The organism is Mesorhizobium sp. NZP2077, from assembly GCF_013170805.1.
Taxonomy (GTDB): Bacteria; Pseudomonadota; Alphaproteobacteria; order Rhizobiales; family Rhizobiaceae; genus Mesorhizobium.
Genome location: NZ_CP051293.1, coordinates 4,255,039 through 4,267,857, shown reverse-complemented (window position 1 = coordinate 4,267,857; position 12,819 = coordinate 4,255,039). Strand labels below are relative to the sequence as shown.

The 12,819-nt window shown below is 61.8% G+C and carries 14 protein-coding genes; 5 read left to right on the top strand and 9 right to left on the bottom strand.

The features are described 5' to 3' along the window. Positions 1-9: 9 nt before the first annotated feature. The 5 genes from tsf to HGP13_RS21160 all read right to left on the bottom strand — a co-directional run bounded on the left by tsf (position 10) and on the right by HGP13_RS21160 (position 3,755). Positions 10-930 (bottom strand): translation elongation factor Ts, encoded by a 921-nt coding sequence (gene tsf / locus HGP13_RS21180; RefSeq protein WP_172228782.1) that lies wholly within the window; start codon positions 928-930, stop codon positions 10-12. A 110-nt stretch (positions 931-1,040) separates the two neighbouring features. Then, positions 1,041-1,823, bottom strand: coding sequence for a 30S ribosomal protein S2 (gene rpsB, locus HGP13_RS21175; RefSeq protein WP_023777441.1), 783 nt, complete (start codon positions 1,821-1,823; stop codon positions 1,041-1,043). A 178-nt stretch (positions 1,824-2,001) separates the two neighbouring features. After that, entirely contained in the window at positions 2,002-2,613 is a 612-nt protein-coding gene (locus tag HGP13_RS21170) for a LysE family translocator (RefSeq protein WP_172228781.1), read from the bottom strand. Beyond that, positions 2,610-2,888 (bottom strand): DUF4031 domain-containing protein, encoded by a 279-nt coding sequence (locus HGP13_RS21165; RefSeq protein ID WP_027044556.1) that lies wholly within the window; start codon positions 2,886-2,888, stop codon positions 2,610-2,612. Before HGP13_RS21165 ends, HGP13_RS21170 begins: the two co-directional genes overlap by 4 nt. 36 nt (positions 2,889-2,924) lie before the next feature. Continuing rightward, entirely contained in the window at positions 2,925-3,755 is an 831-nt protein-coding gene (locus HGP13_RS21160) for a cell envelope integrity EipB family protein (protein ID WP_172228780.1), read from the bottom strand. A gap of 138 nt (positions 3,756-3,893) precedes the next feature. Here HGP13_RS21160 and HGP13_RS21155 point away from each other — a divergent pair, with 138 nt between their 5' ends. The 5 genes from HGP13_RS21155 to HGP13_RS21135 all read left to right on the top strand — a co-directional run bounded on the left by HGP13_RS21155 (position 3,894) and on the right by HGP13_RS21135 (position 8,653). Next, positions 3,894-4,358 carry a RidA family protein gene (locus tag HGP13_RS21155; protein WP_172228779.1) on the top strand — a complete coding sequence of 155 codons (465 nt, stop codon included), beginning with the start codon at positions 3,894-3,896 and terminating at the stop codon, positions 4,356-4,358. Positions 4,359-4,371: 13 nt separating this feature from the next. Next, positions 4,372-5,100 (top strand): glycerophosphodiester phosphodiesterase, encoded by a 729-nt coding sequence (locus tag HGP13_RS21150; protein ID WP_172228778.1) that lies wholly within the window; start codon positions 4,372-4,374, stop codon positions 5,098-5,100. A 55-nt stretch (positions 5,101-5,155) separates the two neighbouring features. Then, entirely contained in the window at positions 5,156-6,370 is a 1,215-nt protein-coding gene (locus HGP13_RS21145; protein WP_172228777.1) for a GNAT family N-acetyltransferase, read from the top strand. Between the two features lie 154 nt (positions 6,371-6,524). Next, a complete protein-coding gene (locus HGP13_RS21140) occupies positions 6,525-8,144 on the top strand; it encodes a sulfatase-like hydrolase/transferase (RefSeq protein ID WP_172228776.1) in 1,620 nt (539 codons plus the stop codon). A gap of 77 nt (positions 8,145-8,221) precedes the next feature. Next, positions 8,222-8,653 (top strand): HIT family protein, encoded by a 432-nt coding sequence (locus HGP13_RS21135; protein WP_172228775.1) that lies wholly within the window; start codon positions 8,222-8,224, stop codon positions 8,651-8,653. 11 nt (positions 8,654-8,664) lie between these two features. On the opposite strand, the gene HGP13_RS21130 is transcribed toward HGP13_RS21135, so the two are convergent. The 4 genes from HGP13_RS21130 to HGP13_RS21115 form a co-directional block, all read right to left on the bottom strand. After that, entirely contained in the window at positions 8,665-9,285 is a 621-nt protein-coding gene (locus tag HGP13_RS21130; RefSeq protein ID WP_172234797.1) for a chloramphenicol phosphotransferase, read from the bottom strand. 63 nt (positions 9,286-9,348) lie between these two features. Then, a complete protein-coding gene (gene clpA / locus HGP13_RS21125) occupies positions 9,349-11,820 on the bottom strand; it encodes an ATP-dependent Clp protease ATP-binding subunit ClpA (RefSeq protein ID WP_172228774.1) in 2,472 nt (823 codons plus the stop codon). A gap of 6 nt (positions 11,821-11,826) precedes the next feature. Further along, on the bottom strand, positions 11,827-12,156 hold the full coding sequence (gene clpS, locus HGP13_RS21120; RefSeq protein WP_027029050.1) for an ATP-dependent Clp protease adapter ClpS: 330 nt from the start codon (positions 12,154-12,156) through the stop codon (positions 11,827-11,829). A gap of 297 nt (positions 12,157-12,453) precedes the next feature. Further along, positions 12,454-12,783 carry a phasin family protein gene (locus tag HGP13_RS21115; RefSeq protein WP_172228772.1) on the bottom strand — a complete coding sequence of 110 codons (330 nt, stop codon included), beginning with the start codon at positions 12,781-12,783 and terminating at the stop codon, positions 12,454-12,456. Positions 12,784-12,819 lie beyond the last annotated feature (36 nt).

The window sequence follows — 12,819 nt, the reverse complement described above, 5'->3', positions numbered from 1 at the left end:
GTAGGAAGCTTACTTCTTGACCGCCGCCGCGACTTCCGCCGCGAAATCGGTCTCTTCCTTCTCGATGCCTTCGCCGAGCGCGAAGCGCAAATAGGCGGTGATCTTGGCCGGTGCGCCGATCTCCTTCTCGGCATCCTTCAGCGCCTTCTCGACGGTGATGTCGGGATTGAGCACGAAGGCCTGCTTCAAGAGCACGACTTCCTCGTAGAACTTGCGCAGACGGCCCTCGACCATCTTCTCGATGATCGCTTCCGGCTTGCCCGACTGGCGTGCCTGGTCGGAGAAGATCGCCTTCTCGCGCTCAACGGCTGCTGGATCGATCTGCTCGGCGGTCAGAGCCAGGGGGTTGGTGGCGGCGACATGCATGGCGACCTGGCGGCCAAAGGCGTTGGCGGCATGCTCGTTGCCCGTGGTCTCGATCGCGACCAGCACGCCGAGCTTGCCAAGGCCGTCTGCGACCGCGTTGTGGACATAGGTCGCGACAGCGCCGTGCGGAACGGTCAGCTTGGCGGAGCGGCGGAAGCCCAGATTCTCGCCAATCGTGCCGACCGCGTCCTTGATGGTGTCGGTGACCGACTTGTCCGAACCCGGATACTTTGCAGCAGCGACAGCCTCCGTGCTGCCATAGGCGAGCGCGACCTTGGCGACGTTGGCGACGATTTCCTGGAACGCGGCATTGCGGGCAACGAAATCGGTCTCGGAATTGACCTCGACGACGGCAGCCTCGCGCACGCCATTGTCGACACCGATCAGGCCTTCAGCCGCGGTGCGGCCGGCCTTCTTGTCGGCCTTCGAAATACCCTTCTTGCGCAGCCAGTCGACGGCTTCTTCCATGTTGCCGTTGGTCTCGGTCAACGCCGCCTTGCAGTCCATCATGCCCGCGCCGGTCAAGTCGCGGAGTTCTTTGACCTGTGCAGCCGAAATGCTCATTGTCGCCTCTTTGTCTAGAATGCACCGACGCACCATCGGTGTTCGATGGTGCGTCTGTTTAGCGTGCCAAAATATGAGAAAGATGAAGGCCGCAAACCGGCCTTCGATTATCAAGCCTCGGGGGCTTCCGATGCCGGAGCCGGATCGAGCGCCGGTTCGACCGGAGCTTCAACCGAAGCGCCGATGTCGACGCCGAGCGCGCCCTGCTGACGGGCGATGCCGTCGATCGCAGCCTTGGCGATCAGGTCGCAATAGAGCTGGATGGCGCGGGCCGCGTCGTCATTGCCAGGGATCGGGAAATCGATCTTGTCCGGGTCGCAGTTCGAATCGATGATGGCGACGACCGGAATGCCGAGACGCTTGGCCTCGAGGATGGCGATCGCTTCCTTGTTGGTGTCGATCACGAACATCAGGTCGGGCGTCGAGCCCATGTCCTTGATGCCGCCGAGCGCCTTGTCGAGCTTCTCGCGCTCGCGGTCGAGGTTCAGGCGTTCCTTCTTGGTGAGGCCCTGGGCCTCGCCGGCCAGCATCTCGTCGAGCTTGCGCAGGCGCTGGATCGAGTTCGAGATCGTCTTCCAGTTGGTCAGCATGCCGCCGAGCCAACGCGAATTGACGTAGTACTGAGCCGAACGCTGCGCCGCATCGGCGACGATGTCTGACGCCTGGCGCTTGGTGCCGACGAACAGCACGCGGCCGCCCTTGGCGACGGTATCGGAAACCTGCTTCAGCGCCTGGTGCAGCAAAGGCACCGTCTGCGAGAGGTCGATGATGTGGATGTTGTTGCGGGCGCCATAGATGTAGGGCGCCATCTTCGGGTTCCAGCGGTGGGTCTGGTGGCCGAAGTGAATGCCAGCTTCCAAAAGCTGGCGCATGCTGAAATCAGGCAGAGCCATTCTTTATTTTCCTTTCCGGTTAGCCTCCACGGACACAGGCATTTTCGGACGAAGTCCTCTAACGCCACCGGAGGTTTCAGCCGGATTTCTCCCGGGCAGACACCAAAGTCCGTGTGTGGAATGAGGGGGCATATAGAGGGGAAGTGCGAGAAACGCAAGCACCGCGGCGCTTTACCGCTCAGCGTGCGGCAATCAGCGATCCGGTGCCGATCATGGCGCTGCCGGCAAACCGGTTCATCAGCCGCATGCGCTTCGGCGTCCTGAACCAGCCCGAAGCCCGGCCCGCAAGTGCTGCATAGACACCCATTGTGACGATATTAACGCTGATGACGGTGGCCACCACCAACAGGCCATCGACAAACGTCAGCGTATCGAGGTTGAGGATCAGAGGCATGATCGAGGCATGGAACAGGATCGCCTTGGGGTTTCCCAGTGCGATGGACGCGCCAAGAAAGAAGGACCGGGACAATCTCGCATCGGCCGTCCGCGGCTCGTTCGATTGCGTAGCCGAGGTCCGCCACATCCTGATGCCCAGAAAAATCAGATAGGCAGCACCGGCATATTTCAGCAGGAGAAATATCCATTCGAAGGTCTGGGCCAGTGCCACCAGCCCGAGCAACGCCAGAGTGACCAGCACGGCATCGCCGGCGGCAACCCCGACGCCGGCCATGAAGGCACGAACGAACCCGCGCGACACGCCATTGGTGATGACCGCGAACATCGCGGGCCCCGGCGTGGCGGACGCGAGCGTGACGGCGGCGCAATAGGCCAGAAATGCCGTTGGGGTCATCGCTTGGCCTTTCCGTTGGGCACCCGCACGCGCCGGAAGATCGCGACGATCTCCTCGCGGCTGCATTCGATGGCGCCGAGCCGCACCGCGCGGTCGCGCTCGAAGCCGGTTATGTCATAATGCGGAGCGGATGTCTTGGGAGGACCCTGGTATGATGAACGCTTGACGCCGAGCGCGGCGGCGAAACGATGCAACTCGTCGGTGTCGTCGGCCATCAGGTGGCACCAGCGATGGCCGGCCCACTTCCAGATCGCCGCGTCGACATAGACTGCCATCAAGCCCGCCGCGGTCAGCTCAATTGCGCAACGCTGCTATTTCGATACCGGGCAGGGCTTTGTCTGGTCGAACAGCGACAGGTTGACCAGTTTGCCAGTCATCGAGAAGTCGCCATAGTCCATGGTGAGATCGCGGGTGATGCCGTTCTCGTGCAGCTTGAAGCTGATCCGGTACTCCGGCACCTCTTCGCCGTTCTGGGCGCTGTCGTCGAAATAGGCGATGTCGACCGGCCAGTATTTGTCGGTGGCGAGCTTGGCCAGCGCCGGAGCCTCCGGATCGGCCTTGTCGGCTTCGGTCTTCTTGCCGACGACGACGGTGGTCGTCATCACCTTGTTGGCGTCTTCCGAGCCGTCGAACAGGTTCGTCTGGTAGAAATTCTCGCCTCTCTCGGCCTTGCCGATCAACTCGACCAGATGCTGGGTCGGAAACTGGGTGGCGGCGAGTTCCAGGCTGTTCTTCTCGGGCTTGTCGATATTGACCTTGAGCCCTTTCGTGTCTTTCGTGGCGATGCCCTTGACCTCCTTGTCGAGGTTCTGGTCGACGAAGGATTTGGTCACGAAGGAAAAGGTCTTGCCTTCGGCATCTTCGAAAGTCGTCGTCTGCTGGTCGGTCAGTCGCGTATTGTCGTTGGTGACGATCTGGGTCACGAAACGGAATTTCACCGTATAGCCTTCGCAGGCCGAGCCGTTGAATTCGTAGACCATGCGACCGGATATGCCTGTTATGCCGGAGCGGTCGGAGGCCTTGTTGAGGGTGAGGTCATACACGGCGCGATGGGCCTGCAGCGCCGGCACGGCGAAAGCGGGGACTATCGGCAAAACCGCCGACAACAGGACGGCGTGGAATGCAAGGCGCGCTGCGCGCATGAGGTACTCCGATCGTCGCGGCTGATGGCAGGCCGCAGGGAAAGATGGTCCAGCATAAAAAAAGTCGTGGCGGAAGCGAGGCAAAAATAGCAATTTCGGCCCCGCCAGCGCGGCGCCTTCCAGCAATAGGGAAAAGCAATGAGTGAAACAATCGAAAAGCGGCTAAGTGATCTCGGCGCGACGCTTCCTGCGGCCGCCGCACCCGCCGCCAACTACGTGCCCTATTGCAGGTCAGGCAATCTGCTGTTCACCGCCGGGCAATTGCCGCTCAAGGACGGCAAGCTGCAGGCGAGCGGCCTGCTTGGCCGCGATGTCGATACCGCTACCGGCAAGGACGCGGCAAAATACTGCGCGATCAACATTCTGGCGCAGGCCAAGGCAGCACTCGGCGATCTCGAGAAGATCCGCCGCCTGGTGAAGATCACCGTCTTCGTCGCCTCGGCTACGGACTTTGTCGAACAGCATCTGGTTGCCAACGGCGCCTCCGATTTCCTGGTCGCTGTCCTTGGCGAGCGTGGCAAGCATGCCCGCTCCGCCGTCGGCACCGCCTCCCTGCCGCTTAATGCCGCAGTGGAAATCGAAGCGATCTTCGAAGTCGAATGAGCGAAGGCCTGACATGACCGACCTCTCCTGGCTAACTGCCCGGCCCGTTGCCCATCGCGGCTTTCACGACATGAACAAGACGCGATGGGAAAACACGCTGTCCGCCTTCACTGCGGCGGCCGAGCGGGGTTACGCCATCGAATGCGACGTGCATCTGTCGTCGGACGGCGTTCCCATCATCATCCATGATGACGACCTGAAAAGGCTGACCGGACAGGACGGCTTCGTCTGGCAGCGCAGCGCGGCTGAACTGACCGCGCTCAAGGTTGGCGGTACATCCGACCGCTTGCCCACCCTGCAGGAGGCGCTCGACCTCGTCGATGGCCGCGTGCCCATGGTCGTCGAACTGAAAGGGCTTCCCGGCCGTGACGAAGGCCTGGTGGCGCGCGTCGGCAAGATGCTCAAGCGCTACAAGGGCAAGGCGGCGATCATGTCGTTCGATCACTGGCTGATCCGCGATTTCCCGAAACATGCGCCCGGCATTCCCGCTGGCTTGACCGCCTACGGCAAGGACCTCAAGCTGATCGAAGCGCATTTTTCCATGCTGGCGCACGAACTCTCCTTCACTTCCTACGCCGCCGGCGACCTGCCGAACCCGTTCGTCAGCTTCGTGCGTGAAAAGCTCAAAATGCCTGTCATCACCTGGACGGTGCATGACCAGCCCGCGATTGACCTGACCTTCAAATATGCCGATCAGATGACATTCGAGGGGTTCGAACCCGATCTGGTCAAAGTCGCCTGAGTGGGGTGTCTGAAACGTGACTTGTAGCGGCCCGGATGGAGCTTAAATAAGCCTGATGGATCAGGGCGATGATGGCGACGGACAAACGGCAAATGCGGACTATTCGATCCGCATCGCCGCGGGCATCGGCGCATTCACCTGCGACGAGTGGAACGGCTTTGCCGGCACCAGGCGCGGCGATGCGGAAAATGGCTACAACCCGCTCGTTTCATTTGCTTTTTTAAGTGCACTGGAAGATTCCGGCTGCGCCGTGCGGCGCACCGGCTGGCAGGGACATCACCTGCGGCTGGAGACCGCGCAAGGCAGGCTTCTGGGTGCTGTTCCCTGCTATCTCAAATCGCACAGCCAGGGCGAATATGTGTTCGATCACGGCTGGTCGGACGCCTTCGAGCGCGCCGGCGGCCGCTATTACCCGAAACTGCAATGCGCTGTGCCGTTCACGCCGGTCACCGGCCCTCGCCTCCTGGTCACCCAAGGCGAGGATACGGATGCGGTGAAGGCCGGGCTTGCCGCCGGCCTAAAGATGGTGACCGACAAGCTCGGCGTATCCTCGGCGCATGTCACCTTCGCGCAGGAAAGCGACGTCGCAACGCTGGAGGCCGCGGGCTTCCTACATCGCACCGACCAGCAATTCCACTTCTTCAACGAAGGCTTTTCGACCTATGACGACTTTCTCGCCACGCTTGCCTCGCGCAAGCGCAAGGCGATGAAGAAGGAACGGCGCGAGGCGCTCGCCCCGGGCATCACCATCGACTGGCTGACCGGCAAGGACCTGACCGAGAAGGCCTGGGATGATTTCTTCGCCTTCTACATGGATACCGGCAGCCGCAAATGGGGCCGTCCGTATCTGAACCGGCAGTTCTTCTCGCTGATCGGCGAACGCATGGCGGATGACATTCTGCTGGTGATGGCCAAACGCAACGGGCACTACGTGGCCGGCGCCATCAATTTCATCGGCTCCGACGCGCTCTATGGCCGCAACTGGGGCTGCATCGAGGATCACCCCTTCCTGCATTTCGAGGTCTGCTACCACCAGGCTATCGACTTCGCCATCGAACGCAAGCTGAAGGTGGTCGAGGCGGGTGCGCAAGGTGAGCACAAGCTGGCGCGAGGCTACCGACCGGTGACCATGCATTCCGCCCACTACATTTCGCACCCCGGCCTGCGCAATGCCGTGGCCGATTACCTCAAGCGCGAGCGGCGCGAGGTGGAGCGGATGGGCGATTATCTGGAAGAGCATACCCCGTTTCGCAAGGATCTCGAGGAATAGCGGGCTTCTGTCGCGTGCCTGCTGACGCTGTTTACCGTCCACCCGGAATCCGCTAAGCCATGCCCTGGGCACATGGGTGCGCAAGCGCCCTAGGGGGAACATGCAGGGTTTGGCATCTCTGGGTGTCGGGCAATGGTTTGGTGCGGCGGGGCTCGTGGCTGCGCCGACGTTGGTTGCCTGGCTGGAAGGCAAGCACACGTCCTGGCCTCTCGGCTTCGCGACCTTTTTTCTCCTTTTCGGCCTCACGCATCTGCTGTTTCCGGGCAATATCGTCGCCTTGTGGGCGGCGGTGATGCTGACGGCGATCATCGGCATCGTTTCCAAGCTGAAGCATCGCTATCTCGGCTTCAATTTCCTTGCCGGCGACATCTATCATCTCGCAACAAGCAGTTTTCGCGGCGTGCTGGCCGACCATGCGCGTATGACGATCCCTGCCCTCGCGGCCATGATCACCATCGTCCTGGGGATCATTGTCCTGGCACAGATGCTCGCCGAACCGGCGATACCGCTCCCGCAGCGCCTTAGCGTGTTCAGCGCGGCTGCCATTGTCTATCTGTGTGTCTTCTGGGCAAGCGGCGGCCCCAAGCGGTTTCGCTTCCGCCATCTGACCGACGGCCGGTTCCACCTTTCCGCATTTGTCGCCTCATGGCTCGGCGCGGGGCCGTCGCGTCGTCCGGCTTTCGTCGACATCGATCCGGAGCCGTTGCCGCTCTTGCCGCCGGTGCCGGCAAGCCGACCGGCGCACGAACGACCGCCACACATCATCATGATCCTGCACGAATCGACATTCGACCCGAGGCGGCTCGGCATAGCGATAGATGACGCGTCCAAGCGCTTCTTCACACTGCCGGACGCTTTGTCCGGCGCGCTGCATGTCGACGTCTTCGGCGGCAGCACGCTGCAGACCGAGTTTTCGGTGCTGACGGGCCTCTCCTCGCTCTCGTTCGGCAATGACAGCCGCTACGTCTATCACCTTCTGAGCGGACGCGTGCGGCACACGCTTCCTTCCACGCTGAGCGGCATCGGCTACAACGTGTCCCATATCAGCTGCGACCGGCCTTCCTTCGTCAATTGTGGACGGTTCTACCAATCGATCGGGTTTGACGAGGTCGGCTATGCCGAAACCTTGCCGCCACCGTTCGACGCCGAACGCTGGAGGCGGGAGAATCACGACGAACAGCTCTACGACCACGCGCTCGACCAACTTTCGAGCCGCGTCGCCGCCGGCAGACCGTGCTTCCTTTCGATCGCGACCCTGATGAACCATGGCGACCACCGCCGCCGTATCTTTCCAATCGAGCGTCATGCGGAGCTCCGCCGCGAGACCATCGCGGCAACCGGCATTCCCTCCTATGGCGAATATGCCGTGCGGCTGGCCGAGAGCGTCGCAGCCTATGTAGCCTTTCGCAGACGGCTCGAAATCCTGTTGAACGGCCAACCGGCGATCATCGTGCGCTATGGCGACCACCAGCCGTCCTTCACCACAGCGCTTACCGGGCTGCGGCCTTCCGACCCGGCGCTGCGCCAGACATTTTATGGCATCGAGGCCGTCAACTGCAGGCTGCCGGACGATGTTGCGGCTCCGCCGGTCCTCGATTGCGCTTTCCTGTCGACGCTGACCTTGCTGGCCGCCAGGCTTCCGCTCGATCCGGTGTTCGCCACGCGGGCCGCCTTGTTGAACGACTGCGCCGCCCCTTATTTCGATAGTACGTCACCGCGCAAAAGACGCTTCCATCGCGCGCTTGTCGAAGCTGGCATGGTCGATCTCGCCTGATCGCCGGCCACATCGTCTTGCCGCTCCGATAGAGCTTCGCTACACGAGACGGCGAGGCACAATCCGGAGTGTTCGCCATGGCTGAAGCCGCCTATGACACCGACAACATCTTCGCCAAGATTCTGCGTGGACAAATCCCCTCGCACCGCGTTTACGAAGACGACGCCGTCGTTGCCTTCATGGATGTGATGCCGCAGGGACCGGGCCACATCCTGGTAGTGCCAAAGGCGCCGTCGCGCAATCTGCTCGATGCCGATCCGTCGACCTTCGGCCCGCTTTTCACGGTCGTCCAGAAAGTGGCGCTTGCCGTGACGAAGGCGCTCAGTGCCGACGGCGTCACCATCCTGCAGTTCAACGAGCCGGCCTCCGGGCAGACCGTCTATCACCTGCATGTCCATGTCATCCCGCGCTTCGACGGCGTGCCGCTGAAGCCGCATAGCGGTGGGATGGAGAAACCCGAAGTGTTGGCCGGGAACGCCGAAAAAATACGCGCGGCGCTCGGAAGCTGACCCGCACCTCGTTAGGCGGCGACTTGAGCCAGCCGTTCGATCGCCCTTGGCTGCACGCCGTCTCGCAGGCGCTGACGGATCGCATCCACGCACTGTTCTGGGCTGAGGACCGAGGTGTCGACCTCGAGATCGTATAGGCCCGGCTGGTGCACCGCCTCCTGCCACAGGCGCACTGGCAAAGGCACGGGATCGTCTGAAGAGCCGGTGACATAGCCCTTGCCCGCCTCGCTGGCGGCTCGTCTTTCCATAATGATTTCAATCGGACAGCGCACGCCGACAAGCAGTGCCGGCAGGCCGGCGAGACCGCGCGCGCAGTCGGCGAGACAATCGAGGGGCTTCGAATAGGCGTCGTGATGGCCGACATCGGTCACGACGTTCAGGCCCAGCCGGCTGTGCGCCGCGATCGATTCGTAGAGGGCTGCGTACAAACGCGGCACAAAAACTTCGAGGTCCGGGCGTTCGCCGCCAGGGCGCAACCCTATTCCCGGGCGAAGTTGCGGCGGCGTGATCTGTTCATAGCTGTCGACGCCCAGGTTCATCCATGCGCCATCGAAGCTTTCCTGGATGGCTCGGGCGATGCTCGACTTTCCCGACCGCGGCGCGCCGTTGAGGATGATGATCTGGCCTGGCATAGCCACCCCATTGTCCAAATGAAAAAAGCCCCGTTGCCGGGGCTTCTTTCGAGTGAGTGCCCATCAGCCCTTGCGGGGCAGTTGCGGGACCAGGCTGCGCTTGCCGCCGTCCTTGCCCTTGGGCTCCGGCTTCTGCGCCACGAGCTTCTTTGCGACAGGCTTCTTGGACACCACGGCCTTGGGCGGCTGCGGCGCGTCTTCCGGTTCTTCCTTCTTCGGCTTCACCGGCGCTTCGTCGGCCAGCGATTCGAGCTTCAGGCCGGTCTCGCCGGTCTCCTTCTTCTCGACGGTGACGCGCACCGTGCCGCCCTTCTTGAGCTTGCCGAACAGCACTTCATCGGCCAGCGGCTTCTTGATGTGCTCCTGGATCACACGGCCGAGCGGCCGCGCGCCCATGCGCTCGTCATAGCCCTTGTCGGCGAGCCAGGCGATCGCATCCGGCGATAGGTCGAAGGTGACGCCACGCTCGGAGAGCTGCGCCTCGAGCTGCATGACGAACTTCTGCACCACCTGATGGATGACCGGGACCGGCAGCGAACCGAACGGGATGATCGCATCGAGACGGTTGCGGAACTCCGGCGTGAACAACCGGTTGATCGCCTCGACATCGTCGCCTTCGCGCTTTGTCGAACCGAAACCGATCGCCGCGCGCTGCGCATCGGATGCGCCCGCATTGGTGGTCATGATCAGGATGACATTGCGGAAGTCGATCTGCTTGCCGTTGTGGTCGGTGAGCTTGCCATGGTCCATCACCTGCAACAGAATGTTGAACAGGTCCGGATGTGCCTTCTCGACCTCGTCCAGCAACAGCACGCAGTGCGGATGCTGGTCGACACCGTCGGTCAACAGGCCGCCCTGATCGAAGCCGACATAGCCGGGAGGCGCACCGATCAACCGCGAAACGGTGTGGCGTTCCATATATTCCGACATGTCGAAGCGGATCAGCTCGACGCCAAGCGAGGCAGCCAATTGCTTGGCGACTTCAGTCTTGCCGACGCCGGTCGGGCCTGAGAACAGGTAAGAGCCGATCGGCTTTTCCGGCTCGCGCAGACCGGCACGGGCCAGCTTGATGGCAGAGGTCAGCGCAGTGATGGCGGTGTCCTGGCCATAGACGACGCGCTTCAGCTCGATATCGAGGCCCTGCAGCACCTTCTCGTCATCGGCCGAAACCGTCTTCGGCGGAATGCGCGCCATGGTGGCGATCGTGGCTTCTATCTCCTTGATGCCAATGGTCTTCTTGCGCTTGGCTTCCGGCACCAGCATCTGCGAGGCGCCGGTCTCGTCGATCACGTCGATCGCCTTGTCCGGCAGCTTGCGGTCGTTGATGTAGCGCGCCGACAGTTCCACCGAAGCCTTGATCGCCTCGTTGGTGAACTTCACCTTGTGGAATTCCTCATAATAGGGCTTGAGGCCCTTCATGATCTCGATGGCGTCCTCGATGGTCGGCTCGTTGACGTCGATCTTCTGGAAGCGCCGCACCAGAGCGCGGTCCTTCTCGAAGAACTGGCGGAATTCCTTGTAGGTGGTCGAGCCGATGCAGCGGATCGCACCAGACGACAAAGCCGGCTTCAACAGGTTCGACGCGTCCATGGCGCCGCCTGACGTGGCACCCGCACCAATCACGGTGTGGATCTCGTCGATGAACAGAACAGCGCCCGGATAATCCTCGAGTTCCTTGACGACCTGCTTCAGTCGCTCCTCGAAATCGCCGCGGTAGCGCGTGCCGGCCAGCAGCGTGCCCATGTCGAGCGCGAAGATGGTGGCGTTGTGCAGCACTTCGGGAACATCGCCCTCGACGATGCGCTTGGCGAGACCCTCGGCGATCGCCGTCTTGCCGACGCCGGGATCACCGACATAGAGCGGGTTGTTCTTGGAGCGGCGGCACAGCACCTGGATGGTGCGGTTGATCTCCGACTCACGGCCGATCAGCGGATCGATCTTACCGGCCTTGGCCTTGTTGTTGAGGTTGACGCAATAAGCTGTCAGCGCGTCCTGCTGCTGCTTCTTCTTGCCGCCTTCCTCCTGTGGCTCGGCGCCGTTCTGGCCGCCCTGCTCGTCATCGGCGCCGCGCGGCGAGCGCGTTTCCGATGCGCCGGGGCGCTTGGCGATGCCGTGCGAGATGTAGTTGACCGCGTCGTAGCGGGTCATCTGCTGTTCCTGCAGGAAATAGGCGGCATGGCTCTCGCGCTCGGCGAAGATGGCGACGAGCACGTTGGCGCCCGAAACTTCCTCGCGGCCCGACGACTGCACATGGATCACCGCGCGCTGGATGACGCGCTGGAAGCCGGCGGTCGGCTTGGAATCCTCGTCGTAGCCGGTGACCAGATTGTCGAGCTCGGTGTCGATATAGGTGAGAACAGTGTGCTTCAGCTCGTCGAGATCGACGTTGCAGGCGCGCATGACGGCGGCCGCCTCGGTGTCGTCGATCAACGCGAGCAGCAGGTGTTCAAGGGTTGCGTATTCGTGGTGCCGCTCATTGGCGAGCGTCAGCGCCTGGTGAAGCGCCTTTTCCAGGCCTTGGGAGAAAGCCGGCATGTTACCTCACTTCTTCTCCATCACGCATTGCAGCGGATGCTGATTCTGTCGGGCGAAATCCATGACCTGAGACACTTTGGTCTCGGCCACCTCGAATGTATAGACCCCGCACTCGCCCACCCCATGATTGTGAACATGAAGCATGATGCGTGTGGCGGCTTCGCGATCCTTCTGGAAAAAACGCTCCAGCACGTGAACCACGAACTCCATCGGAGTGTAGTCGTCGTTGAGGATGAGGACCCGGTAAAGGCTGGGCTTCTTGGTTTTGGTTTTGGTGCGCGTGATGACGGCTGTCCCGCGGCCGGCCTCATTGCCGTCGCCGCCGCCGTTTGCCATCCGCGCCACTTGTCTCGTGGCAGTCAAACCGATCGTCACGTAATCCTGCCTCTTTCGAATCCCCATGCGAGTTCGACATGTAGGTGTTCGATGGACGATTTTAAGCCCTTCTGGTTAGCTGACAATATGGCTAGGTGCCCAAACTTGGCTGATTTTCGCAATCGTGAAGCGCTACGCGGCCGCAAACCCGAAATTGACATGAAAAAACCCGGCCACGCTTCCGCGACCGGGTTTTGTCCACGCCCCAAGAGGCCGGATTTTGATTTGTCAGGCGAAGATCATTTCGCCTAGGCGAAATTACTTCGCCTTGGCAACGATCGATTCGAACGGCTTGTAGGCTTCCTTGGCGAGTTCGGCATAGAGGTCGCCGATCTTGGTGGCCTCGGCGACGAACGCCTCGTAGGACTGCTTGGCGTAGTCGGACTGAATCTCGATCGCCTTGTCCAGCGACTTGGCCGAAAACAGCTTCTCGACTGCGGCGCTGCCGGCTTCGAAGCTCTTCTTGGTGTACTCACCGGCCTCGGTGGCGATCGCCTGAGCGCCCTTGGACAGCGAAGCGAAGCTCTTCAAACCGGTGTCGGCGAAGTCCTTGCCGTATTTGCTGAAGTCCTCATAGGTCTGGGTCATTTCACGATTCCCTTGACGGTTGAGGCGTCCTTCTTC